We start from the raw sequence: 25,632 nt of genomic DNA, 5'->3' as shown, positions 1-25,632 counted from the left end.
CCTGTACACTAAATCTTGTAAGAGAAACCTTTGAAAGGGGTACAGGGGAATGAATAAAGTAAAACACTTGGCGCTTTCGTTAGTCGCTATCATGCTCGTAGGTTCACTGGCAGCATGCGGAGGCAGCAATGCCGAGAATAATGCATCAAGTAAAAATACAGGTAACAACGCAGCAAGCACAAGTGAACCTGCAAAAGACGAGGGCACTAAGCCTGCTGAGAAAATCGAACTTTCTTTCTGGACACTCGGTAACGTGAACTACGAGGATCTAGCGAAAGAGTACACGAAGGAACATCCAAACGTTACGATCAAGGTTCAAAATACCGGTGACCAAACGGCTCACCATAATAATTTGACCACTGCTTTATCGGCGGGGTCGGGCGCACCAGATATTTTCCAACTTGAAATCGGTTTCATGGAGCGTTTTATCAATGCACAGGATAAATTCTATAACCTGAATGATCTTGGGGCTAAAGATATTCAAGCGAACTATTTGGATTGGAAATGGAAACAAGCCTCTTCCGTAGATGGCAGCTTCCAACTGGGTCTACCCACTGATATCGGTCCAACGGTTGTATATTACAGAACAGATTTGGCGGAAGAAGCCGGATTGCCAAGTGACCCAGAAGGATTCGGAGGAGCCATTGATACTTGGGATAAGTTCGCAACTGTAGCCAAGGCATTCAAGGAAAAAACAGGTAAGCCTTTTGTAGATCTTACAGACCTTACATTTAACGCTTTACGCGATCAATCGGCAGACGAAATTTATTTCAGCAAAGCGGATGGCAGCTTTATCGGAGACACCAATCCACAAGTTCGCAAAGCTTATGATTTCACTGTAAAAGGTATCCAGGAAGGCTGGATCAGCAATGTGATGTTATGGTCTCCTGAATGGGGCCAAGGCATGAACGACGGATCGTTTGCAGTAGTTATGGGACCTGCTTGGATGGCAGGGAATGTGAAGAGTAACGCGCCAGACTCCACTGGAAAATGGAAAATCGCGCAGCTTCCAGAAGGTGCCGGTAACTGGGGAGGATCATTCCTGACACTGCCTAAGGAAGGCAAACATTCGAAAGAAGCTTATGACTTTATCGCATGGATGGATAACAAGGATAATCAACTGGAATCATTCAAAACAAAAGGATTGATGCCTTCTATTCCTGCCTTGTACGAAGATCCTGCATTCGTAGATTTCAAAGATGAATTCTTCGGTGGCCAACAAACGGCTGTTGAATTTGGTAAAGCTGCTAATCGTGTAAAACCTGTATACTACGGTCCTCTTCATGACCAAACCGATACTTTCTTCAAAAATGCACTGAAAAACGTGCTGGAGAAAAAGGCTGATCCGGCTAAAGAGTGGGATGAAGCTGTAAAACAAGCGAAAACACTGGCTGAACGCAGTTAAGCTTTCTAATATAAGCATTCTATTTCTAGAAGGTCCGGATTCATGGAGAACGGTATTCTCTATGAATTCGGATTTAATGCCGAAGACGTTTATGCTGACACATTAGATTACCTGGAGGTGTGACATGGCTGAGCCTGTTATTTCGAGTCCGCATGCCGAGAGCAAGCGCCCGTTTTTAACTGAACAAAGAAGGAGCCGCATCACTGCTTATACTTTCATTTCTCCTTTTTTTATTCTGTTCTCGATATTTGGACTATATCCGATCTTCTTTACGATCTACCTCTCATTCTTTAAATGGGATGCCTTGAATCCTATGAAATTCGTAGGAATGAAAAATTATGAATTAGTCACAAGCGACCCTACCTTTTGGATTTCTTTTAGCAACACCTTAATTATGGGACTGCTCGGAACGGTTCCACAGATCCTATTGGCGCTTTTGATTGCCGTTTTGTTGAATTCGGGAATGACTCGTTTCAAGAAAACGTTCCGTGTTCTCTTTTTTATGCCTAATATTACATCTATCGTTGCTGTTACCCTGGTGTTTAGTACGCTGTTTGGGAACAACGGGATGATTAACTGGATGCTCAGTGGTTTAGGGCTTGATAGTGTGGCCTTCAACTCTGGTTGGTGGGGGGTCAAAATCGCGATCTCTACCATGGTGATGTGGCGCTGGACAGGGTATAATGCCATTATTTTTCTATCAGGACTTCAAAGTATTCCGACGGATTTGTATGAAGCAGCCCGTATTGATGGAGCGAACAGAAGGCAACAATTAACCTTCATTACATTGCCATTACTGAAACCGTTCATCGTATTTGTCACTTTGCTATCGACTATAGGCGCCCTGCAGCTATTCACTGAGCCTTATGTATTCTTAGGACAATCAGGAACGGGATCTACACGCCAGGAAGGCATCACTATGGTTACCTATTTGTACAGCGAGGCATTCCGCAATGGATTCTTCGGTACGGCGGCGGCTACGGCAGTCCTACTGTTTGTGGTCACGATTATATTTTCTGTCCTTAATATGCTGGTTTCAAGCCGCATGGGTGGAGATACAGGAGGGGGTAAAGCGTGAGTACTGTGCGTCTATTAAAAAAAGATCCGGATGATCTTGGGATTTTCGGCAAAGTAGGATTTTATCTCATTCTGATTCTTGGTGCACTCGTGTCCATCTTTCCTTTTTACTGGATGTTTGTAGTTGGCACAAATGATAGGGGCGCAGTATTCCATGTACCCCCTTTGCTTACAGTTGGGAACCAGTTTTTTGATAATTTCCAGCGGGTTCTAGATAAAACGGATTTCTTCCAAGCGCTAGGAAACTCTTTATTCGTCTCGTCCATGGTAACCATATCGGTCGTGTTTTTCTGTACCCTGGCTGGTTATGCTTTTGCTAAATATGAATTTCCGTTTAAAAATATTCTATTTTACTTTGTAATTGCCACTCTATTTGTACCCCAGCAGCTTGGTGTGCTACCTACTTACGTAATTATGGCCAAGCTCCACTGGATCGACTCTTTCAAGGCACTGATCGTACCGGCTATGGTTAATGCCTTCGGGATCTTTTGGATGAGGCAGTATATCTCTACAGCTGTACATACGGAACTGATCGAAGCTGGACGGATTGATGGCGGCGGACATTTCCGGATCTTTTGGAACATCGCCATTCCAGTTATCACTCCAGCGATGGCTACACTAGGCATACTGAATTTTATGACCGTATGGAATGACTTCTTCTGGCCTTTGGTCGTGTTGAAGAATCAAGAACATTTTACAATACAAATCGCGCTCCAGCAGTTATTCTCCAATCGTGACGGTCTCGATTATGGAATGATCATGTCAGCTACATTCACGGCGACCTTGCCACTGCTGATCGTTTTCCTGTTGTTTAGTCGCTGGGTGATTGCGGAACTTACCTCAGGAGCTATAAAGAGCTGATCTTACTTTTAACCTTTACAAGGGAATAGGCGGTTTCGTGAAGAATACTAGAGGACAGAGACAGCAGGGGGAAGGGGAATATCATGAAGCTCCGCCGTAAAATCTTGTTCGCTATTATTCTTCTCGTCTTTATTCCGGTGATTCTGATGGGGATTGTTACTTATGTCAACTTCTCTAACGCTATGGAGAAAAAATCAAGTAACTTCTACTGGGTTTCATTGCTCGAAACGGATCGAAAGCTCAAATTCGCTCTTAGTGAAATCTCCTCGATCACAAATTCTGTGATCACACAACCGGTGATACAACAATCGCTCAAGCAGACTAACTTTGTGCTCACCTATGATCGCAAGCAGGAACTCAACAATTTACTCATTAATCATCCGATGATTACTTCATTTAGTTTATATAGCAAAGATCGGTTGCTTTATCAATACAATGCGCCGATGTCTTTTGAGGAGATGAAGAAGCAAAGTTGGTTTCATACTATGGAAAGCGCGGAGGGACGCCCTGTATGGTCAGGGCCCGGTGAGAACGGTTCAGCGGTATCGGGTCATCCGGTAGTTGTGCAAGCCAGAGTAATCAAAGATTATTATTCTCTTGAAGATATAGGCTATTTGGTCGTTAATGTTAAACCTGATTTACTGGATCAGATTTTCTGGGAGGCAGCAACGCTTAAGAAGGGTGATATTCTGCTGGTGAACAAGCTTGGGAATATCGTTTTTAACAAATCTGGTGAACATATTGGGCAACGCACGGAGTTCCCTTTTTTAGAAAATGATTATGCCAAGGAACAAAACTATTACATAGACAACTATCAGGGGGAAAAATCACTCATAACCTTCCTTCCTTCACATAATAAAGACTGGTATTTGGCAGCGATTACACCGATGAATCTAATCTCTTCGGAATCTATATCTATTCGTAATATTGCGATTATTTTGAGTACGGTTTCATTGTTATCCGCAATTTTGTTTGACCGATATTTTGTTAGAAGGCTCGTTTATAGCATTAACAGCGCGGTCAACGGGATGAAACGGGTGAAGCAGGGGATTTTTACACCTATCACTACACGTTATCGTGCGGATGATGAAAGTGATTTGCTGATTGATGGCTTTAACCGGATGAGCACACAGATTAACGAGTTGATTGTTCAAGTGCAGACGGAGCAGGGTCGCAAAAAGGAAGCGGAAATGAAGGCATTAATGGCGCAGATTAATCCTCATTTTATTTATAATTCACTAGAATCGATTAATTCGATGGCCGTGCTGCAAGGTAATAAAGATATTAGTAAAATGGTCATTTCACTCGGCAAGCTGCTGCGAATCAGTATTAGTCAGAATCAAGAGCTGATAAAGCTGCAAATGGAGTTTGAACATGTTCGCCATTATCTGGATATTCAGAAGTTCCGTTTCGAGGATAAATTTTCGTATATTATAAATCTTCCTGAGGGTCTTAGAACGTTTATGACTCAAAAGTTGATTGTTCAGCCCATTGTAGAGAATGCATTGTACCATGCGATTGAGCCGATGGAGGACCCTGGAATCATAGAAATCACAGCCTATGAAATGGGTACGGATATGATCATTATCGTAAAAGATAACGGTCCGGGCTTCGACTTAGCCAAGATGATGAATCTATGGGATAACGAGGGAGGCGGCCAGAAGAAATATAGTGACAGTGGCGTAGGGCTTAAGAATGTTCATGAGCGCCTGAATATCAGATTCGGCAGTCCATATGGCTTACTTGTGTGTTCATCCCCTGGATTTGGTTCAACGATTCGAATCCGAATACCAAAAATACTGCCATAATCGATCATACAGAGGAAACAGGGGGAGATTGACATGAAGTGGTTATTGAAGTGGGGTTGGATGTGGATATATCTAGTGCTGATATCTGGCGCTGTTCTATTTATTACTTTAGGAGATCACGAACCGATTGAAGATAATTCAACAGAAAAAATAACGCTGACTTTCCGTCATTTCTGGATCAAAGAGCATGATCGGCCACTGCTGGCTATCTTTGAAGAGATTGTGGATAAATACCAAATTGCGCATCCGAATGTGAAGGTCAATTTTGAAGGACTAGACCAGACGATTCACCGTGAACAAAAGCTGAAAAGCGAGATGGTTACTGGGACGCCACCCGATATGTTTGTCTTATTCGGTGGCGCTGAAATTGAGCCATATGTGCGCTCTAATCGACTGGTTGATCTGTCTGATTTTGTCCGAGAGAACGGTCTAACCAATCAATTCAAGGATTTGCATCTATGGACCTTTGACAACCATATTTATGGATTGCCTATCGAAGGAAACGCTGAACCGCTGTATTTCAATAAGACTATATTCAACAAGCTTGGTCTCGGGGCACCTACAACGCTTCAGGAACTCGATGATGTCATCCTGAGGCTCAAGGCTGGAGGATACATTCCGTTTGCACTCGGGAACGAGGATCGTTGGCCCGCCGGGATCTTTGCACATTATTTAATGGATCGTTATGCTGGCTCCGAGCTGATTCAGAAGCTAATTACAGGTGAAGATCAAGCGAGCTTTCAGAATGAGTCCTATTTAAAGGCTTTTGAGCATTTGGATCAATGGATAAAAGAAGGCGCCTTTAGTCCCCAGTCTAATGATCTCTCAACTGAAAATGCAGTAAGTTTGTTTGCAAGCGGTAAGGCTGCAATGTATTTAAACGGGAACTGGGATATCAATTTATTTTCTGGTAGTGCGGCTCCAACTGATTTTCAGAATGAGGTAGGCGTTATTCCCTTTCCTGCCTTGAAGCAAGGAGAGGAGCCTTCGATTGCAGGAGGCTATACCATCGGCATTGGTCTTTCCTCCGAACTAAATGGAGCTAAACGGGAAGCCGCTTTGGATCTTATGAAGGCTTTTTACACGCAAGAAGTTCAGACCCGAATTGTATATGAAGGACTGAGAATTCCATCTATTCGTATTGCTTTTGATCCGGAGAAGACCGGTCCGGTATTCGCGCAAGTGATGGAAATGATGGAAGAGAACCGCAAGAGCTTTGTGCCTTACGATAACGTATTATCACCTGAAGTTAAGAAAATGTTCCTAAGTGTCATCGAAAAAATGATTAACGAAGAAATGTCTGCAGATCACGCTTTAAAGCTAGTGCAGGCATCATCGATGGAATACTGGAATCTGATCCAAAACTCAAGTGTTCAATAAGCATGGAGGTGCTGGAATGGATGAGATAGAAGATAAATATAAAGTACTGCTCGTAGATGATGAGCCAATTATTCTTCGTAGTCTAAAAGTAGCTATTCCATGGGATGATCTCCAGATGGAAATTGTGGGAGAGGCTCGAAATGGAGAACTAGCCCTCCGCTTAATAGAAGAAATTACACCACATATTATAATCAGCGATATCCGTATGCCTGTGATTGACGGAATCACTTTGATGAAGGAAGTATTACCAAAGAATTCTAAGCTGGTATTTATCTTTATAAGTGGTTATGGGGAATTCGAATATGCGAGAGAAGCTTTGCGTCAAGGAGCCTTTGATTATTTGCTGAAACCCATCGACCATGACGAACTGGTTGCAATGCTATACCGAGCGAAAACGAGGCTGGATGAGCAGAAAGAGAACGATCAGATGATGCATTCTGTGCAGATGCTGTCGATGCTAGCCCGTGAACGGATGTTTGCTGAAATCACTTTGGGAAATGCAAGGCCGCTTGAGCATCTGAAATGGCTGGAGAACAGTGAGCTTGAGAGCGGATATTTCATGGCTGTTGTCCAATTGGATGATTATTTTGTGCTTACTGGGCAGTGGAGCGTGGAAGAAAAGCGGCTGTGGTTGTTTGCGATCCGTAATATTGTTGAAGAGTGGTCGCTGGAGCATGGAGTGCTTACAGTCTTTCCTTTTCATAACGGAGAGTGGATATTGCTCTTTCCTGGATCTTTAAGCACGAGCAGAAGAGAACTAGGTGAACATTTAATTACTGGGATCAAAAGATACTCCAAGCTAAGCTGCTCTGTAGGAATCAGCCGCTGTACACAAGGGATTGATCAATTAAGCGCGGTGTATCCTTTGGCTGCGAAGGCTTTGTATCAACGTTTCTATTATGGTCTTGCCGGGGTGTTTATAGATGAGGAAACATCCATCGCAGGCAATACAGAAGTGAAATATCCAAAAGAGCTGGAGACCTCGCTGATAGAGAGTATTCGTACCTTGAATAGAAACCAAATGTCATCATTGTTTGATGAGTTGGGATTATATATTGAAGCTCAAGCTATTCCTAAAGAGATAGCAGAACGTCTTCTTGTGGAAATGGTTGTTGTGTTATACAGACATTTTGAACATTTGAATCTAAATTCGGATTGGTCTCTACATGGATTACTAAGCAAGCTGCACCATTTGGGGACCCTGAGCAAGATGATGACTGCGTTGAAGGAAGAATTTGGGGAACGATTAGATCAAGGAAGTAAACCTGTGAATCGGGAGGACACACGCAGTTCCATCGAGAAGACGAAACGTTATATCGAGAGTAATTACCATAAAGACTTAAGTATTGAAGAAGTATCGGAGCTTGCCGATCTTAGTGTCAGTCATTTTTGTACGTTATTTAAACAAATAACAGGCTATACCTTCTTGGAGTATGTGACTCACTGTCGAATGGAGAAGGCGAAGGATATATTGCAAAGTAGTAATGTGAAGGTGTATCAGATCGCCCCGCTTGTTGGTTATCAGGACCCACGATATTTTACTCAAGTCTTTAAAAAAGCAAGCGGTCAGACGCCAACGGAATATCGTGAAGAGCATACAAGGCAGGTTAATTAACGAAGAAGTACACGGAATGCATAGCTAAACTGGAAAAAAAGGGCGTAAGTATGACATTTATCATACCCTATACTTGATGTTTATGACTTATAGGATGACACTTTATCTCCTATACTAAGGATATATAAAAAGATCCTTAGCCAGACACATCAAGGAGGAAACGATAAAGATGACTACAAAACAGACATCACAGCTCTCCAGTCTTAAAAAAAGTGTAGCCCCATATGAAAAAAACGACCGCAACGCGAGCATAAGACAGCTCATTAATACTTTAGGGCCACTTGTGCTGTTATGGGGAGGAGCTTATTTTTCTTTATCCGTTTCCTACTGGCTCACCCTTTTGTTGGCCATTCCTGCAGCAGGATTTGTAATTCGAACTTTTATTATTTTCCATGATTGTACACATGGATCGTTCTTTAAGAATCGTAGAGCGAATGACATTATCGGAACGATCACAGGTGTATTAACACTTGTTCCTTATCGTCAGTGGAAGCATAGTCATTCCATTCATCACGCCAGCTCCAGTAACCTCGATAAAAGAGGGATTGGCGACATATGGATTATGACTGTTGACGAATATGAAGAAGCTTCATTCTGGAAACGTCTGTATTACCGGATTTACCGTAATCCAATCGTGATGTTCGGTTTAGGACCTATTGCTGTTTTTATGATTCAGTATCGGTTTAATGCAAAAGGCGCTAGACGTAAAGAGCGGATGAATACCTATTTAACAAATGTATCTATCGCAGCTCTCTATGGTTTGCTCATTTGGGCGATCGGCTGGCAAGCCTTTATCATGGTGCAATTGCCTATAGCCTTTGTATCTGGTTTTCTCGGAATATGGTTGTTCTATGTTCAGCATCAGTTTGAGGATTCCTACTTCGAGAATGAATCAGAGTGGAGTTATGTTATGGCTGCAGTAGAGGGAAGCTCATATTACAAGTTACCTAAACTATTGCAATGGATCACAGGGAACATCGGGTTCCACCATGTCCATCATTTAAGTCCAAAGGTACCCAACTATAATTTAGAAAAAGCACATAATGCTACGCCACCATTGCAAAAGGCGACGACCATAACGCTTAGCACTAGCCTGAAGGCGCTACACTTCCGTCTTTGGGATGAGGAGAATAAGTGCTTCATCAGCTTTAAAGAGGTAAAGTCGAGACTAAGCAAACCTAAGGTAGCGGGAGAAGTCCTGCAAGTTCATAAGTCTAGACTCCAAGGAGAATAATAACTATAGGTTCGAACAAAATAGGATTATATAGAAAGGTTAGAGCCGGAAAAATCATTCGTGGCTCTAATCTTTTTCTATTTATCGCAGTGGTTCAACAGATTTTCACTGAATTTGTGCTAGAATAAGGAGAGTAATGTATGGTAAAAAGGAGAGCGGTCATGCAAAAGTGGCATCATATTTTTCATAAAAGCACAGGTCTCAGCCCTTATGTGTGGGTCGTTTTTTACATTCTACCGTTTTATTTTATATTTCGCTCCTCCTCTACCTACCAAGTAGTTTGGGGAATCTTGATGATCGCTGTATTTTTTGTTTGTTATGTGCTTTCCTTTGTTTCTAAGGGGTGGCTGGTTTATTTCTGGACGAGTGTTCAAATATTAGTGTCTATAACGATGACGCTTTTGTTCGGATATATGTATTTTGCACTTTTTCTAGCCTTTTTTATTGGGAACATACAGAATCGAGTGGGGTTCTTCACACTGTACTCCATACATCTGTTAACTACGATCATTACAATCAATTATGAGCTGCTCTCGCGTAATTCAGTGTTTATTAGTCAGCTTCCGTTCGTACTTGTTAGTATGATTGCAGTGATTCTTCTACCCATCACTACCTACAACCGTAACAATCAAGAGAAGCTGCAAGACCAATTGGAGGACGCTAATAAGCGAATATCCGAACTCGTTAAGCTTGAAGAACGACAACGAATTTCGCGGGACCTCCATGATACATTAGGTCAGAAGCTTTCATTAATTGGTCTGAAGAGTGATTTGGCAGGGAAGCTAATCGACTCTAATCCTACCCAAGCAAAAGCAGAGATCAATGATGTACGACAAACGGCGAGAAGTGCGCTGAAAGAGGTTCGTGAAATGGTTACGCGAATGCGTGGCATTCGGCTTGAAGATGAACTGGTTCATATTCAGCAGTTCCTTGCGGCTGCGGAGATTGATTATATGCTGGAGGGGAATCCGAAGCTAACAAACACCTCATTGATCACGGAGAATGTCCTTAGCATGTGTATAAAGGAAGCTGTCACTAATGTTGTGAAGCATAGTGGGGCAAAGTCTTGCTCTATTCTGATTGAACCCTCACGAACGGATCTAGTCATTAAAGTGAAAGATGATGGGACCGGTATACCTGGGAATGATCTTTATTTCAAAGGTCACGGGCTGCAAGGCATGAGGGAACGTCTTGAATTTGTAAATGGCTGTATGGATATCGTGAGAAATGGCGGTACTACAATCGTGATTAAGGTACCCAATGCATTCCATCATCAGAAACAGGAGGTCATCCTATAATGATTAAAATTGTAATCGCTGAGGATCAACGAATGCTCCTCGGGGCGCTGGCTTCTTTGCTCGATTTAGAAGAGGATATGAAGGTCGTGGGCAGAGCAAGTAATGGGGAAGAAGCTGTAGCGATGGTTCAGCAGCTTAAACCGGATATCTGTATCATGGATATTGAGATGCCGGCAATGAGTGGTCTTGACGCTGCAGAAGCCCTGAAGACTAGCGGCTGCAAAACAATGATATTAACGACCTTTGCACGAGCGGGATATTTCGAACGTGCGCTCAAAGCGGGTGTTCATGCTTATTTACTGAAGGACAGTCCTAGTGAAGAGCTGGCACTCTCTATCCGGAATGTTATGGCAGGCAGACGCATGTATGCACCGGAGCTGATGGATGAAGCCTACAGCGGTGAAGTGAATCCATTGACTCAGCGGGAGAAGGAAGTACTTGGCCTGATCGCCGATGGCAAAAATACGAAAGAAATTGCCAGTGAGCTGTACATTACCACTGGTACGGTACGGAATTACATCTCTGTTATCCTCGATAAGCTGGATGTGGGGAATCGGATTGAAGCAATCACTCGATTTAAGGAAAAAGGCTGGTTTAAGTGAAAATATTTAATTTTTTAATGTTATTTTGATGTTAACACTCGCCAAATGATCTCCATCCGTATATCATTAATTATCGGCCTATTATTCACAATAGGACAGTTAATCAAAAGGAAGTGTATTTTCTGATGTCAAGAAAGCTAAGAGCCGGCATAGTGGGCGGCACAGGAATGGTAGGTCAGCGTTTTATTGCCCTTCTAGAGAATCATCCTTGGTTTGAAGTAACTGCGATTGCTGCCAGTGCTAGATCTGCTGGAAAAACGTATGAAGAATCGGCCAAGGGCAGATGGAAGCTATCCACTCCAATGCCTGAGAACGTGAAGAATATTATGGTTCAAGATGCTTCTAAGGTAGAAGAAGTAGCTGCGGACGTAGACCTGATCTTTTGCGCAGTAGACATGAAAAAAGAAGAGATCAAAGCGCTCGAAGAAGCTTATGCTCGTACGGGTACTCCAGTTATCTCCAATAACTCAGCGCATCGCTGGACTCCGGATGTGCCTATGGTTATTCCTGAGATTAACCCAGAGCATCTTGAGGTTATTGCGCAGCAAAGAAAACGTCTGGGAACTGAGACTGGTTTCATTGCGGTTAAACCTAACTGCTCCATTCAAAGTTATGTGCCTGCGCTTCATGCACTTAAAGAATTCAACCCTTCCAAAGTTGTAGTCACCACTTACCAAGCGATTTCGGGTGCGGGCAAGACTTTTGCTGATTGGCCTGAAATGCTGGACAACGTGATTCCTTACATTGGTGGCGAAGAAGAGAAGAGCGAGCAAGAGCCGTTGCGTATCTGGGGAAGCGTGCAAGAAGAAGGTATCGTAAAAAGTGAAGCGCCTACGATTACTTCGCAGTGTATCCGTGTGCCTGTAGCAGATGGACATATGGCTGCTGTATTTGTTTCTTTTGAGAAAAAGCCATCCAAAGAAGAGATTCTGAAACTCTGGAATAGCTTCAAAGGACGTCCTCAAGAGCTTGAACTGCCTAGCGCCCCTAAACAGTTCATTACTTATTTCGAAGAGGAGAACCGTCCACAGACCAAACTGGATCGTGATATTGAGAATGGTATGGGCGTATCGACGGGCAGACTGCGCGAAGATGCCATCTATGATTACAAATTCGTAGGTCTCTCCCATAACACCCTGCGCGGAGCAGCAGGTGGTGCTGTATTGATCGCTGAGCTTCTGAAAGCGGAAGGTTATATTCAGCCTAAATAAAATGGATGAGCTGTAAAGCTGATTCGAAATAGACACCTCATCAAAGCCTAGTCTTTGGTGGGGTGTTTTTTAATGGATTGATTTGGTGAAATAAGTTAGGGAAGGAGCTGATATACTTGTATAAATATTTATTAGCTTTTATATGGTTACCTTTAATACTATTCACAAGCGGGTGTACATCATCAACTCAAGAGGACCAAGAGTACGGAATATCTTCTATAAATGCTGAAATTCCTATTCCGAAGAACGCCAAGGAAATCGAAGTGACGACAACTTCAAGTAACCCTAATATAAAAATAGGCGTAAAGTACGAATTGGATAATATAGGGGGAGAACAAGGTTTTTACCGGCCTGAAAGCTATTTTAATAAATTAGAGGATGCTGGCTGGGAGGAGCAGGAGGACAAGCGGTTAGGGCATGTGCAATTTTTTGAAAAAGAGGGTACTGTCATCGCCATTGAAATACATGAAGATACCTTTGATATTCATGAAATGAATAAAGATGCTGAATTCTAATCAGAGTGAGAGTGTGGTAAAATAGATGAAGTGTATAAACTATACGAATTCTGAATGACTGACGGAGTGATATGATGGGTGCAAAAAGTAAAGGTGGCGGCACGGGCAGAGGTACGGGGAGTAAAGGCTGGACACGCTGGAACAAAACAGCAAAGCCAGTTAAACCTGCAAAAGGTGCTCCAACCACGGGTCCAGGCGCTAAAGATGCAAGTGGAAGCAAGGGCAATAACGTGAAAAAAAGCGGAAGCACCAAATAGCTCCCTTGAACTGGGTTATTCCTGAAAGTTAACATCTGATTTTGATCGTTAAAATCAGGTGTTTTTTTATGGATATAAGCAAGTATCAGTATCAGATGGAAAGTAGGATCATTATTGAGAATCGATAAATATATAAGCGAAACTGGATTTTGTTCCAGAAGAGAAACGAAACGACTTATTGCCGCAGGCCGAATCGCTGTTAATGGTATCGTCTGTGATGCGAATATTCTTTTAGAGCCAGAGGATATTGTATGGATTGATGGAGAGCCCATAACAAGCAGTAAAGGGGAGCCGGTATACCTCGCGTTGAATAAACCGATAGGCATTACCTGTACAGCTGCCCCAAATGTAGCCGGGAATATTATAGATTTTGTAGGTTATCCCTCACGGATCTTTGCGATCGGCAGATTAGATAAACACTCGGAAGGCCTCATTTTGTTAACCAACGATGGAGATATCGTAAACAAAATGATGCGTTCCGAGAATGGGCATGAAAAAGAATATGTAGTTCATGTAGACAAGCCGATAACGTCAGAGTTCATACATGCAATGTCTAGTGGTGTGGATATTCTTGGTGTCACAACAAAACCTTGTGAGGTCTATCGGATCGCGGAATGTCAGTTTAGAATTATCCTAACTCAAGGCCTTAATCTGCAAATACGCAGAATGTGCAAGGAGCTAGGATATAGAGTACTAAAGCTAGAGCGTATAAGAATCATGAATATTACACTTGATAGTTTGGAGCGGGGACAATGGCGGCATTTGAGCGGTGAAGAGCGGAGTGAGCTTATGACCCGCTTAAATTAACTTCGTGAACAAATCCTCTGGCTGCCAAGGTGATGTCTTCTGCGCCCGCAATAGCTGAGATAACGGATATACCGTCCGCACCCGCAGCTAGTACTGGTGCTGCATTGTCCACCGTGATCCCGCCTATGCCGACCAAAGGAATCGTAATTCCGCTGTTTCGTATTTCTTCAATAACCGATGTGCCTCGAACAGCGCGGGCGTCCTCCTTGGAAGAGGTAGGATAAATAGGACCAATACCCAGATAATCGGCTCCATCCGCAATCGCCTGCTGAGCTTCGGCGAGCGAATGAGCGGACACACCAACGATCTTATCCTCACCAAGCAGCTGCCTAATCGCTAGCGCAGGGGTGTCATCTTGTCCTACATGAATGCCGTCCGCATCAAGGGCGATGGCCAGATCAATATCGTCATTAACGATAAAAGGGACCCCGTTAGCACGACATATTTTTTGGAGCCGTCTTCCTAGATTAAATCTAACTTGGGCAGTTAGTGCCCCCATACCTTTTTCACGAAATTGGAACATCGTTATGCCTCCTGCGACGGCTTCTTTTAATACCTTAGCTGGGGCTATCCGACAATTCACACTGCCCATAATGAAATAGACTTTTAATAATTCCCGAAGTTGATCACTGTCTATTTGCTTCAAGGTTCATCCCTCGCAATCTACTCTGATATGCAAAATGATTCGTAGGTCCATGTCCAGCCCCTATGCCCAGCTCGTCTTCAATCGCCGCTTGTATAAAAGCTTTAGCTATGTGTGTTGCTTCGGGAACGGTTTTGCCCTTGGCAAGCTCGGCAGTGACTGCTGCTGAATAGGTGCAGCCTGTGCCGTGCGTGTGTCTAGTCTGAACTCGTTGATTCTCCATAAAGATGAATTCGTGACCATCATATAGGAGATCCACAACAGCCTTAGTTGAGGTATCATGCCCTCCTTTTAGCACTACATATTTAGAGCCCATGGCATGAATGATTTTAGCCGCTTCTTTACGATCGTCAATAGTAGTGATGCTCCTGTTGGTAATCATTTCAGCCTCTGGAATATTGGGTGTCGTCACTAAGGCTAGCGGGAGGAGATGATTGATTAAGGACTGAACAGCTTCTTGCTGTAGCAGCGTGGAACCCCCTTTAGCAACCATTACAGGATCAACTACAAGATTACTCCAGCTGTATTGCTGGATCTTCTTTGCTACGATACGTATGATGTCACTGTTAAAAAGCATCCCGGTCTTCACAGCATTCGGCTTCAGATCAAGTCCAATGGAATCAAGCTGCTGAGTAATAGCTTCCAGTGTCAACGGATAAACGCCTTGAACTCCGAGAGTGTTCTGGGCTGTCACAGCCGTAATAGCACTCATTCCATATACAGAAAGCTCCTGAAAGGTTTTCAGATCTGCTTGGATGCCAGCGCCACCACCGCTATCCGAGCCGGCTATGGTTAAAGCTTTAGATATCATCATTGTTCTCTCCTTAGGGTTGTTATCTGAGTTGCTTGATTATTGATTTATCTTGGTAAGTTTCAGCTGTGACCAAGCTCAATTGATTTAGAAACTCGATTTGAAAGCTACCCGTACCTTGTCCAGTGGTTAGTTCAGCGGCGATTTCAGCAGCCACTCCATAGAAGGAGAGAGCTTCGCCTGCGGCTTCAAGAGATGCTCCTTCACTTACCGCTAGAAATGCACCGACTACTGCACTTAGCAGACAACCGGTTCCCGTTACTTTCGTTAGAATTGGGTGACCATTGCTGGCAATGTAGGTGTTATCTCCATTTGTGATGACATCGTCTTTTCCGGTGATGATAACTACACAGCCTAACTTCCGAGCGGCTGTCTCAGCCAAGACAACTATATCGCCATCCCCTTCGCCTGCATCTACCCCTTTAATAGACCAGCTTTCACCAATGACATTGGCAACTTCCGCTACATTCCCTCGCAGAGCGGTAATTTGCATCTCATTCACCAGCTTTTGAGTGACCGCTGTTCGATAAGAAGTGGCTCCCGCACCCACTGGATCAAGAACTAAGGGAACGCCGTGCTTATTCGCAGATTGTCCCGCGAGCACCATGGATTGAATGGCGTAGTCATTCAGTGTGCCGATATTTAGAACTACGGCAGATGAAAATGCGGCGATATCGACCACTTCCTCGTGAGCATCTGCCATAAAGGGGGAGGCACCGAGCGCCAAAAGACCGTTGGCCGAGAAATTGGCTACGACGATGTTGGTGATATTGTGGACCAGTGGATTGGATTCCCGAACCTTGGATAGATAACTCATGATAATTCCTCCTCAAGTTTTATAAACGAAAAGCTAATGTTTAAAGATTAATAAAAGCATCCTCGGCTTTGATGTCAGTAGACAGTAAATCATTGTCTGATAGCCACTGTCGTACCTTTTCCCAAGAGGCGGACTCTTGATATCCAAAATCTTGGTCACCCGCATCCATTAGCGGTAGTAGAATCGATAGACTCTTCTCTTCAATTTTCTTATCGAGTGGAGAGGTCTCATCTTCGTGTGCAAGCAGCAAATTTAACGCTTTTTCCGGATTCTCCAGCACAAATTGTTGTCCTTTAGTAATTGCATTTAGAAACTTTTTGAAATAGGACTCAGAATTTTGTAGTCCTTGATCGCTGGCGACAAGGACTAGCTCGTAATAATCGGGTACACCGTAGTCCGTGGGATTGAACCCTTTAACGGGATGACCTTCTTTTTCCAGGATTAATTGTTCATGGTTAATGAACCCTCCCATAATGGCATCCACTTGCCCCGTCGCAATCGCCGGAATAAGGTCAAAGCCTACGTCGATTAATTTGCTGGCCTTAGGGTCACCCCCATCGTTTTGGATCATCGTATGAATCATGGCCTCATAAAGAGGAATGGAAGAATACCCAATTTGTTTACCTGAGAGGTCTTTAGGACTATGGATGTCTCCAGCCTGAGGTACCATTAAATGATTAAGTGGATGTCTCACAATCGCTGCAATCGAACGTACTGGAATGTTCTCACTGCGTGCCATGAGCACCTGAGGTTGATAACTAAGCGCTAAATCGACTTTATTCGCTGCCACAAGTTTCAGTGCATCGTTGCTGTCTGCGGGCATTTGGATCTCTACGTCCAGGCCTTCCTCTTGGAAATAACCATTCTGCTCAGCGGCATATAAAAAAGAGTGAACGGCATTGGGATACCAATCGAGCATAATCGTCAGCTTGTGCGTTTGTTTAATTTCGTTATTAGATGAATTAGTAGGAGGACTACTAACATTGGATGCTTTTCCGCAGCTGGTGAAGATTAGGACTGAACATATGAGAAATACGGGAATAAGCCATTTTCTTGGGGAGTTCAAATCATTCATTGCTTAGATCCTCTTTTCTTTAAAAATAATGGTTCGAGCAGAGCTATCATCAGAAACAACACTACACCGAGCGCGGACAACAGAAATACAGCGGCGAACATTTCAGCACTTTGCATATTTCCGGCCATCCTTCGGCTAAAGTAACCGAGTCCTTTGCTGCCTCCGAGCCATTCGCCGATGGTTGCTCCAATTACGCAGTACACAATGGATAGCTTTAGTCCTGAGAAAAAGGAGGGCAGCGCCAACGGGATTTGGGTTTTAGAAAGCAGTTGCCAGCGGTTTGCGCCAAATGTTAACAATAAGTCTTTGTAGGCTTGACCACTTGTACGAAGTCCGTCATATGTACTCACAACGACTGGAAAAAAGGCAGTTAGAAAGACAACAGCCACTTTGCTCCACAGCGTATACCCGAACCACATAATAAAAATGGGGGATAGCGCGATTAACGGGATCGTCTGACTGATAATAAGGAACGGATAGATGGCCTTTTCAAGGGGGCGAAACAAGAACATTCCGGTGCCCAGCAGTGAACCACAGATAACCGAGAGAACAAAACCTACCAATATTTCCTGCAGTGTCGCCAATAAATGCGGTCTGAGTAATTGCCTGTGTTCGATCAATGCGATACCTATTGAAGAAGGTGCAGGTAGGATAAAGGCTGGAATCAAGTGAAGACGAACAGCTGACTCCCAGATCACAAGAATGAACAACAGCAGTAGAATGAAGGGGCCGTAATTGTTTAGATATTTTTTAAAAGGTATGGGCTGCATACAGTCTCCGCTCCAACTCTTCCCGTAACGCTATAAACCGGGGTTCATAGTTCAGCTTGTAATGTCTTGGCCTTGGTAAATCAACGACGATCTCCTGTAATTCGCTATGCACGCCTCCAGACAATAAATAAATCCGATCGCTTAGTAATAGCGCTTCCTCTAGATCATGAGTGATGAGCATCACTGTTTGACCCAGCTCATCCCAAAGCTCCAACAGCCAACGGTGTATCTCACGTTTGGTCATAGCGTCGAGCGCTCCAAATGGCTCATCTAGCAGCATAAGACCGGCCCCGCCACCAGCTACAAGCGTTCGTAGAAATGCGACTCGCTGTTTCATGCCACCCGATAGCTCATGGGGATATGCCTGCTCTACATCGGCCAAACCGAAGTGTGACAGCATTTTCCGAATGTGAGAGATCGTCTGTTGTTTGCTAAACCTTGCTTTAATCTCCCAGGGCAAAAGACAGTTGTCGAGCACGGTTCTCCAAGGCAACAGCAAATCCTGCTGAGGCATGTATGCGATCTGACCTAAGCGAGTAGAGGATGACGAGTTCGAATGAATTATTATTTTCCCATGAGTGGGTTCGAGCAAGCCTGCTATAGTTTTGAAAAGCGTACTTTTTCCGCATCCGCTAGCCCCAATGACAGAGACAAACTCTCCTTGCCTGATATCCATGGATAGATCTGCGAATACAGGGGGGTGTTCTGATTCCGGAAAAGAGTAGGTTAAGCCTTGAATGGATAGGATTGTCGTGATGATCGAACCTCCTAAAAAGTTTTGTGATTGATAAACTTCTTGTGTGGCTTCAAACAAAACTTGCTTCGGAAGCATACGCTTAAGTTTTGTGATTGAATGTAAACAAATAAAGACCCATTCATTTCCGGTGGGAAATAAATGGGTCAAAAAGTTCATTCTGCATAGGAACACTAAAAATGCATGGGATGAAAATTCTGCTCCACTTCCCTCCGCTGGTATGATCCAGATCAGGTTCCAAGGGTCCGGAGCTTGAAGCTCCGTCTCAGTCGGCCGACTCCCCTAGTGAAATAACAGGTCCATATTTAATTTGTTTATAAATATACCATATCTTTCTGAGATGTAAAGAGAGGATCTTATGAAGGATTATTCTAAGAATGGGTAATATAAGGGTAGAGATTTACCTAATATTACAATTCCGATGTATATAATCGGAAAAAACCATTGACGGTAAACAGCAGCCAGTGTAGTATACAATTTACCGGATGAATTCCGGGTAAAGAGAGGGGAATTAATAATGAAAAAACTAAGTTTAACTATTCTATTGGCGTTAACCGTGGTGTTTGTAGCGGCCTGCGGCAATAATTCGAATACCGATACTTCTAAGAATTCTTCAGCTGGAACGAATGGTGGAAATACAGCCACTGCGCAAAACAGTCTGGAAGCTGTTAAAGCTAGCGGTAAATTGCGTATTGGAACAGAAGGGACGTATGCACCCTTTACTTATCATGACGCTTCGGGGAAACTGACCGGCTTTGACGTAGAAATTGCTGAGGAAGTAGCGAAGCGTCTCGGTGTTGAACCAGAATTTTTTGAGACACAGTGGGACGGTATTTTTGCTGGGATGGATGCCAAGCGGTTTGATGTTATTTTTAACGAAGTATCCATTAATGAAGATCGTAAAGTGAAATATGATTTCTCTGAACCGTATATCGTATCTAAAGCGGTATTGATAGTGAGCGAAAACAATGAGGATATCAAAACATTTGCAGATCTTAAGGGTAAAAAAGCCGGACAATCGCTAACCAGTAACCTTTCCGATATCGCCCGTGAGAACGGTGCTGAAATCGTTGCTACAGACGGGTTCAATCAAGCGATGGACCTATTGACCTCAGGTCGTATTGATGCGACTGTAAATGATGGTTTGTCTTATCTAGACTTGAAGAAGCAAAAGCCTGATGTGAAAATTAAAGTGGTAGATGAGATTCCTGACGGTTCGCAAAGCGCAGCTGTTTTTTTAAAAGGCAACGATGAGCTGATAAAAGCAGTTAGTGATGCAATTGTTGAAATGAAGAGCGATGGCACATACTTAAAGATTTCTGAGAAATACTTTGGTGCTGACGTTTCAAAATAATACAAGGTTTCAGAAGCTGACCAGCTTGGAGCCAAAAAGGATGTCTAAAAATGGATGACCGCAAAATACAAATTTTCTTAGATTCACTGCTACCCCTGCTAAAAGCTGGGGTGGCTTTTACCATTCCTTTGGCATTGATATCATTTGCACTGGGATTGATCTTAGCGATATTGACTGCACTAGCTCGTCTCTCCCCGTGGGTACTTCCGAAGCTAATCGCTCGCTTTTATGTATGGGTCATTCGTGGAACGCCTTTGTTGGTACAACTGTTTATTATTTTCTATGGTTTGCCGGCAGTTGGAATTGTGCTCGACCCTTTCATAGCCGCGACCATTGGATTTACGCTTAGTGTAGGGGCTTATTCATCAGAAATCATACGTGCTGCTATCCTGTCTATACATAAAGGTCAGTGGGAGGCGGCCTTCTCCGTTGGGATGACTCGTGCCCAGGCACTGCGCCGCGTTATACTACCACAAGCTGCCCGTGTTTCTGTACCGCCGTTATCGAATTCCTTTATTAGCTTGGTCAAAGACACTTCACTGGCAGCGACCATTACCTATACGGAGATGTTCAGAACAGCACAACAGGTTGCTTCCACCTCCTATGAGCCACTGCTGATCTATTGCGAAGCAGGATTGTTCTATTTACTATTCTGCTCAGTGTTATCAGCACTGCAAAATTACTTGGAGAAACGACTGAGTCGTTACTCTGCGAGCTAAAGGGGGAGACAATTATGATTGAAATACTTAATTTGCATAAATCCTTCGGTGAGCTGCAGGTATTAAAGGGCATTGATCTCGAAATGGAGCATGGCAAGGTGCTGGTCATTATTGGCCCATCGGGTTCAGGCAAAACAACGCTTTTACGCTGCTTTAATCTGCTTGAAGTCCCTGATCAAGGAAGCTTATCGCTCAGTGATATTAAAATTAATTTCACGGATAACAAGAAAATTCCCCAGAAGTCCATTTTGGCATTACGCCAAAAAACAGGGATGGTCTTTCAGTCCTATAATCTTTTTCCGCATATGACTGCACTAGGCAATGTAATGGAGGGGCAGGTTACGGTCCAGAAACGATCCAAGGACGAAGCACGCGAACATGCCCTTCAGTTGTTAACCAAAGTTGGCTTGGAGGACAAAGCGGATGCTTATCCGCACCAACTGTCTGGTGGTCAGCAGCAACGGGTAGCTATCGCTCGTGCCATGGCAGTAGATCCAGAGGTGCTGTTGTTCGATGAGCCTACCTCTGCGCTTGATCCTGAGTTGGTGGGGGAAGTGCTTAAGGTTATTAAACAGTTAGCGGCAGAGGGAATGACTATGGTGATAGTGACCCATGAGATGAAATTTGCTGCTGATGTGGCTGACCGGATCATTCTGATGGATGGAGGCCATATTCTAGAGCAAGGGACTCCGCAAGAAGTTCTTGAGCATCCGCAACATCCTCGTGCTCTGCAATTTCTGAACAGAATTAGTGGCGAAGAAGTATAGAAGAAGAACAACACGCAAAAAAAGCAGTTCAGGACTATACCTGGGCTGCTTTTTCTTGTTTAACATTCAATGTTAGTGGTGCGTCGCTTCTAGGTTAGGATTTAATACCGGTCTTCATGAATTCCAAAGCATTATAGAGCATAATCGCAGCTTCGGCGCGAGTGATTTCACTTTTCGGATTAAACTTCCCGTTGGCGTCTAAACTATTGATCTTGTATTTAAGCGAACGTTGAATACTGCCTTGGTAAGAAGGGTTCAACGCAGCATCGTCAGCGATATCTACGGGCACTATATTGATCATTGGCAGATTCCCAATGCCTTCGACCCCTTGCACTAGATAATTGGTGAACTCTTCTTTGGTCATTGTTTTGGTTGGATCAATATCCTTAGGAAGCTCGACACGATTGTAATACGCATTGATAAAGGCTTCAGCGTACCAAGCTTTATCCTTGACTTTCGTGAACAAGCCACTAGCAACGGGAGCTTTGTTGAAATCAATAGCCGCGAGACTAAGCTGGAGACCACCCGAAATGAACTGGATCCCTTGTGCTGTTGTTACTTTGGAGCTGGGCAGGAATTGGGATTCACTAACCCCTTTGATCAAGCCTTGATTTTTTAAAGAAATAATTTTTTCTTTGCCGTTTATATTGTCAATATCCTTAAAGGTGTTTCCGGCTGCAAATATTTGGCCACCCAGAGAGAAGGAGAGAATCGCAACGGTTGTAATCGCGGCTAACGTTCTTTTTTTCATATTCATGGTTATTTCACCTCGTTGTATGGATAGGCCTCGTGGCCGCTATCAACTTCTTAAACGCAGAAAAATATGGAAAGGTTGCGGTCAAACCTGCATTATTTCACGAAAAAGTAGATTTTGGCAGAAAAATAGGCAGGAATAGATGAAAGAACTTTGGATAAGAGAGCTAAAATGTTATAATGATGTCAGGCTCTATTCATTCGTGATTATTTTTGATATGATTATATCGTAACGATTACTATTTACGTTTAATATTTTGATGCATAAATGGGTGCGTCTCAGTGGATACGGATGTTAAATCATTCCGGGAAGGTAGGAGATCAAATGGATCAAATTTCAAATATCAGTCAGCTTTTTGCGGCGCAAAAATATAAATTAACGCCCCAGCGTGAGGCCATAGTGAACATATTGCTCGACAATGAGAAAGATCATCTCAGCGTAGAAGAAGTATATATGCTTGTTAAGCTCAGCTATCCGCATTTAGGGCTGGCAACGGTTTACCGTACACTTGAGCTCTTATGCGAGCTTCACATTGTAGAAAAAATGAACTTCGGAGATGGAGTCGCTCGTTACGATCTGCGCGGGAATGATCATTCTCACATGCATCATCATTTGATATGCAGTGTGTGCGGCAGGTTGGAGGAAATTAAGGATGACTGGCTGGTGGAGCTGGAGAAAAGAGTGGAACGTGAATATGGCTTTAACGTCACGGATCACCGCCTTGATTTCAAGGGCACTTATGGCACATGTAAACGAACGGGCTGCAAAAAAGAAAAAGCAAACAAAGCGGTCTCTTAAGACCCGCTTTCTAATTGAAAGAAGAAGCTGTCCCAGAAGTAGTAATTGCTGCTTAGGGGGCAGCTTCTTTTTTGGAAAGTAATTAGGTGAAAAATCCCTCTAAAGAACTCATAATTGGCCGATATGAATGGAAATGGGGAAATCCTCTCTATAAATCGGCGAAATATCTATATTTCACAACAAATCAGTTGAATTATAGGGAGATATTCCTTAATTTGCACGCTAAGCAGCGCTTCTTAAAAACCGGAGAAGCGCTACGTTGCGTTTTAAACTGTTAAAGGAAATCCTACTTATGGGAAATCCTGCGTCTTTTTTCTTAGCTTCGAGTGGGCACGAAGGATTTAATCCACGTTCCGAAGCTCCCTGGGTTACGGCTCTGAACGAGGATTACACCTTCTCCGCGGAAACGGCAGACAAGCGCTTCACCACTGGTTAAACTGTTCAACCAACCCGAGGCTGCTTTTTCTACCTTATAGTCCATATAATCTGGCCAGGCGACGAGATGTCCATTGTCGATAATCATCTCTTCACCAGGTGCTAAATTAATGGCGTGGATCGCTCCGAAGGAGGACAGGAATACTGTTCCTCTGCCGCTGATTTCTACAATGAAGAAGCCTTCACCAGAGAAAAGTCCGCGTGTTAAATTTTGCATTTTGGTATTTACTTGAATGCCTTCCGTTCCGGCTAAGAATCCGTCCTTTTGAACTAACAGCTTATAGGATCCATCTAATTCGATAGCTTGGATATCACCTAATGATCCAGGAGACAGTAGGACCTCACTTTGACCACGGATAGCTCTGAGTTCCTGGAAGAAGAACTTTTCACCGCTCAGCATTCTTCCCAGACCCCGCATTACGCCTCCATCAGCCGTTCCTTTTAACTCTACGTTAGGCGACATGGCAACCATTGCGCCCATCTCAGCTTTAACGCTTTCGCCGGGATCCAGATATACCTTCAACATTGCAAAAGCACCCTCGTACAAAACATCGTATTTCATCACTAAAAACCTCCGAATCTATTTAGATAAGTTAGAAAACTAGCAGTGATCTCATTGTAACGGAATTCTGGCTGCGCTCATAGTCTGTATTATGTTAAACTATAGTTGTCTGATAGTTCATCAATGAATAGGAGAGTGGTGCCACATGGCACGAACCAAGACTCAAAAAGCCTTGTTAAAGGCAGAGCGCTCAGGTATCTGGTGCGCAGCTCAAAGTCGAAGATCCAATGGGGATTATAGCGCCATTTCACAGCATGTACGGTTAACGCCGAGCAAACAACAGCAATTGAATAAGAATAAACACAAGGAGCGGATCTTCCAAGATGATGCTCCTTTTCATTTGGCCATTTGAAAATAATGTGCCACTAAGAATATACTGATGGAAGACATTATGGATAGGAGATATATAACTGATGAAACAAAATAAATATGACGATACAAATTTCTTCTCCGCCTATAAACAAATGCCTCGTTCCATTGGCGGGCTTGAAGCAGCTGGAGAATGGCATGTATTACAACCTCTGATCCCAGACTTACATAATAAAAGTGTTCTTGATTTAGGCTGCGGATTTGGCTGGCATTGTCTATATGCACGCGAGCAGCAGGCAAGCTCAGTCGTTGGCGTAGATATCTCTGAAAAAATGCTACATGAAGCGCGTGAAAAAACAGACGATCCAGCTATTTCTTATATGCAGATGCCGATTGAGGACATTGAATTTGCGAGCGAACAATTTGATGTGGTCATCAGTTCATTGGCCCTGCATTATGTAGAGTCCTTTGAAGCCATCTGTTGCAAGGTTCATACGTACCTTAAGCCAGGCGGCAGCTTTATTTTTTCAGTGGAGCATCCCATTTTTACTTCTCGAAATGAACAGGACTGGTACGTGGATGACCAAGGTAATCGTCTCCATTGGCCTGTAGATCATTATCAGTCTGAGGGATTGCGTGAAACGACCTTCTTAACAGAAAATGTGATTAAATATCATCGTACAATCTCAACCTACTTCAATGACTTGATTGGAGCCGGATTTGCTATCAAAGCAGTCAAAGAACCTAAACCTTCTGATGAAATGAGCAATGATCCGTGGATGAAGGACGAGGATCGCAGACCAATGTTCCTGATTATTATAGCTGAAAAAGAAAAATCATCTCATTAACATGAGTATTGTTTGAATATAGAAATAAGGGCTATCCTCGTAGTAGTTTATTTACTACAGGGATAGCCCTATTTTCAAAATATAAGAAAGTACTCGTTTCACGCAATACATTCTCGCAAAAACGCTTACCGTCCTTTAGGGACGCT

General features: G+C 43.4%; 27 protein-coding genes and 1 riboswitch. Of the genes, 19 read left to right on the top strand and 8 right to left on the bottom strand.

Features of this window, described 5'->3' with window-relative positions:
• The first annotated feature begins 49 nt into the window (after window positions 1–49).
• The 13 genes from L1028_RS08840 to L1028_RS08780 all read left to right on the top strand — a co-directional run bounded on the left by L1028_RS08840 (window position 50) and on the right by L1028_RS08780 (window position 14,070).
• Window positions 50–1,405, top strand: coding sequence for an ABC transporter substrate-binding protein (locus L1028_RS08840; protein WP_234533086.1), 1,356 nt, complete (start codon window positions 50–52; stop codon window positions 1,403–1,405).
• A 124-nt stretch (window positions 1,406–1,529) separates the two neighbouring features.
• Window positions 1,530–2,483, top strand: coding sequence for a carbohydrate ABC transporter permease (locus tag L1028_RS08835; RefSeq protein WP_042187483.1), 954 nt, complete (start codon window positions 1,530–1,532; stop codon window positions 2,481–2,483).
• Complete coding sequence (locus L1028_RS08830; RefSeq protein ID WP_234533085.1) at window positions 2,480–3,343, top strand: carbohydrate ABC transporter permease; 864 nt, start codon at window positions 2,480–2,482, stop codon at window positions 3,341–3,343. The genes L1028_RS08835 and L1028_RS08830 overlap by 4 nt, the downstream gene beginning before the upstream one ends.
• A gap of 83 nt (window positions 3,344–3,426) precedes the next feature.
• Window positions 3,427–5,151: a sensor histidine kinase gene (locus tag L1028_RS08825; protein WP_234533084.1), complete on the top strand. Its 1,725-nt coding sequence runs from the start codon at window positions 3,427–3,429 to the stop codon at window positions 5,149–5,151.
• Between the two features lie 33 nt (window positions 5,152–5,184).
• Entirely contained in the window at window positions 5,185–6,531 is a 1,347-nt protein-coding gene (locus tag L1028_RS08820) for an ABC transporter substrate-binding protein (protein ID WP_234533083.1), read from the top strand.
• Between the two features lie 16 nt (window positions 6,532–6,547).
• Window positions 6,548–8,146, top strand: a complete 1,599-nt coding sequence (locus tag L1028_RS08815; protein ID WP_234533082.1) for a response regulator — start codon at window positions 6,548–6,550, stop codon at window positions 8,144–8,146.
• A gap of 169 nt (window positions 8,147–8,315) precedes the next feature.
• On the top strand, window positions 8,316–9,380 hold the full coding sequence (gene desA / locus L1028_RS08810; protein WP_234533081.1) for a Delta(5) desaturase DesA: 1,065 nt from the start codon (window positions 8,316–8,318) through the stop codon (window positions 9,378–9,380).
• A 161-nt stretch (window positions 9,381–9,541) separates the two neighbouring features.
• Window positions 9,542–10,678, top strand: coding sequence for a sensor histidine kinase (locus L1028_RS08805; RefSeq protein ID WP_234533184.1), 1,137 nt, complete (start codon window positions 9,542–9,544; stop codon window positions 10,676–10,678).
• Entirely contained in the window at window positions 10,678–11,280 is a 603-nt protein-coding gene (locus tag L1028_RS08800; RefSeq protein WP_042187498.1) for a response regulator transcription factor, read from the top strand. Before L1028_RS08805 ends, L1028_RS08800 begins: the two co-directional genes overlap by 1 nt.
• Before the next feature lie 125 nt (window positions 11,281–11,405).
• Entirely contained in the window at window positions 11,406–12,491 is a 1,086-nt protein-coding gene (asd, locus tag L1028_RS08795) for an aspartate-semialdehyde dehydrogenase (protein ID WP_234533080.1), read from the top strand.
• A gap of 116 nt (window positions 12,492–12,607) precedes the next feature.
• Window positions 12,608–13,006 carry a hypothetical protein gene (locus L1028_RS08790; RefSeq protein ID WP_234533079.1) on the top strand — a complete coding sequence of 133 codons (399 nt, stop codon included), beginning with the start codon at window positions 12,608–12,610 and terminating at the stop codon, window positions 13,004–13,006.
• 74 nt (window positions 13,007–13,080) lie between these two features.
• Window positions 13,081–13,263: a DUF3934 family protein gene (locus tag L1028_RS08785; RefSeq protein ID WP_060622334.1), complete on the top strand. Its 183-nt coding sequence runs from the start codon at window positions 13,081–13,083 to the stop codon at window positions 13,261–13,263.
• Between the two features lie 114 nt (window positions 13,264–13,377).
• Window positions 13,378–14,070: a pseudouridine synthase gene (locus tag L1028_RS08780; RefSeq protein WP_234533078.1), complete on the top strand. Its 693-nt coding sequence runs from the start codon at window positions 13,378–13,380 to the stop codon at window positions 14,068–14,070.
• On the opposite strand, the gene thiE is transcribed toward L1028_RS08780, so the two are convergent.
• The 6 genes from thiE to L1028_RS08750 are packed head-to-tail and all read right to left on the bottom strand — an operon-like array spanning window position 14,051 to window position 18,862.
• Complete coding sequence (gene thiE, locus L1028_RS08775) at window positions 14,051–14,716, bottom strand: thiamine phosphate synthase (protein WP_234533077.1); 666 nt, start codon at window positions 14,714–14,716, stop codon at window positions 14,051–14,053. The two genes, L1028_RS08780 and thiE, sit on opposite strands and share 20 nt — an antisense overlap.
• Entirely contained in the window at window positions 14,697–15,524 is an 828-nt protein-coding gene (gene thiD / locus L1028_RS08770; protein WP_234533183.1) for a bifunctional hydroxymethylpyrimidine kinase/phosphomethylpyrimidine kinase, read from the bottom strand. Before thiD ends, thiE begins: the two co-directional genes overlap by 20 nt.
• A gap of 22 nt (window positions 15,525–15,546) precedes the next feature.
• Window positions 15,547–16,341, bottom strand: a complete 795-nt coding sequence (gene thiM, locus L1028_RS08765) for a hydroxyethylthiazole kinase (RefSeq protein ID WP_234533075.1) — start codon at window positions 16,339–16,341, stop codon at window positions 15,547–15,549.
• A gap of 40 nt (window positions 16,342–16,381) precedes the next feature.
• On the bottom strand, window positions 16,382–17,416 hold the full coding sequence (locus L1028_RS08760; protein WP_234533073.1) for an ABC transporter substrate-binding protein: 1,035 nt from the start codon (window positions 17,414–17,416) through the stop codon (window positions 16,382–16,384).
• Window positions 17,413–18,186, bottom strand: a complete 774-nt coding sequence (locus L1028_RS08755; protein ID WP_234533071.1) for an ABC transporter permease — start codon at window positions 18,184–18,186, stop codon at window positions 17,413–17,415. Before L1028_RS08755 ends, L1028_RS08760 begins: the two co-directional genes overlap by 4 nt.
• Window positions 18,167–18,862 carry an ABC transporter ATP-binding protein gene (locus L1028_RS08750; protein WP_234533068.1) on the bottom strand — a complete coding sequence of 232 codons (696 nt, stop codon included), beginning with the start codon at window positions 18,860–18,862 and terminating at the stop codon, window positions 18,167–18,169. The genes L1028_RS08755 and L1028_RS08750 overlap by 20 nt, the downstream gene beginning before the upstream one ends.
• A gap of 268 nt (window positions 18,863–19,130) precedes the next feature.
• Window positions 19,131–19,234, bottom strand: a riboswitch (TPP riboswitch).
• A 223-nt stretch (window positions 19,235–19,457) separates the two neighbouring features.
• Here L1028_RS08750 and L1028_RS08745 point away from each other — a divergent pair.
• From L1028_RS08745 to L1028_RS08735, 3 genes are read left to right on the top strand one after another with little or no spacing between them, the layout of a single operon-like run.
• Window positions 19,458–20,294, top strand: coding sequence for an amino acid ABC transporter substrate-binding protein (locus L1028_RS08745; protein ID WP_234533067.1), 837 nt, complete (start codon window positions 19,458–19,460; stop codon window positions 20,292–20,294).
• A gap of 50 nt (window positions 20,295–20,344) precedes the next feature.
• A complete protein-coding gene (locus tag L1028_RS08740) occupies window positions 20,345–21,013 on the top strand; it encodes an amino acid ABC transporter permease (RefSeq protein WP_076299420.1) in 669 nt (222 codons plus the stop codon).
• A gap of 14 nt (window positions 21,014–21,027) precedes the next feature.
• Window positions 21,028–21,780: an amino acid ABC transporter ATP-binding protein gene (locus L1028_RS08735; RefSeq protein ID WP_234533065.1), complete on the top strand. Its 753-nt coding sequence runs from the start codon at window positions 21,028–21,030 to the stop codon at window positions 21,778–21,780.
• Window positions 21,781–21,874: 94 nt separating this feature from the next.
• Here L1028_RS08735 and L1028_RS08730 read toward each other — a convergent pair whose 3' ends face one another.
• A complete protein-coding gene (locus L1028_RS08730) occupies window positions 21,875–22,537 on the bottom strand; it encodes an S-layer homology domain-containing protein (protein ID WP_234533062.1) in 663 nt (220 codons plus the stop codon).
• Window positions 22,538–22,858: 321 nt separating this feature from the next.
• Between L1028_RS08730 and L1028_RS08725 the strand changes: the two genes are divergently transcribed.
• Window positions 22,859–23,332 (top strand): Fur family transcriptional regulator, encoded by a 474-nt coding sequence (locus L1028_RS08725; RefSeq protein ID WP_234533060.1) that lies wholly within the window; start codon window positions 22,859–22,861, stop codon window positions 23,330–23,332.
• Window positions 23,333–23,648: 316 nt separating this feature from the next.
• Here L1028_RS08725 and L1028_RS08720 read toward each other — a convergent pair whose 3' ends face one another.
• A complete protein-coding gene (locus L1028_RS08720; RefSeq protein ID WP_042187527.1) occupies window positions 23,649–24,329 on the bottom strand; it encodes a TIGR00266 family protein in 681 nt (226 codons plus the stop codon).
• A gap of 145 nt (window positions 24,330–24,474) precedes the next feature.
• Between L1028_RS08720 and L1028_RS08715 the strand changes: the two genes are divergently transcribed.
• Both L1028_RS08715 and L1028_RS08710 read left to right on the top strand, forming a co-directional pair.
• On the top strand, window positions 24,475–24,681 hold the full coding sequence (locus tag L1028_RS08715; RefSeq protein ID WP_234533058.1) for a hypothetical protein: 207 nt from the start codon (window positions 24,475–24,477) through the stop codon (window positions 24,679–24,681).
• Window positions 24,682–24,742: 61 nt separating this feature from the next.
• Window positions 24,743–25,486, top strand: a complete 744-nt coding sequence (locus L1028_RS08710) for a class I SAM-dependent methyltransferase (RefSeq protein ID WP_234533056.1) — start codon at window positions 24,743–24,745, stop codon at window positions 25,484–25,486.
• Window positions 25,487–25,632 lie beyond the last annotated feature (146 nt).

This window comes from Paenibacillus pseudetheri, assembly GCF_924513355.1.
GTDB lineage: Bacteria > Bacillota > Bacilli > Paenibacillales > Paenibacillaceae > Paenibacillus_AQ > Paenibacillus_AQ pseudetheri.
This window is presented reverse-complemented; position numbering and strand designations above follow the sequence as displayed.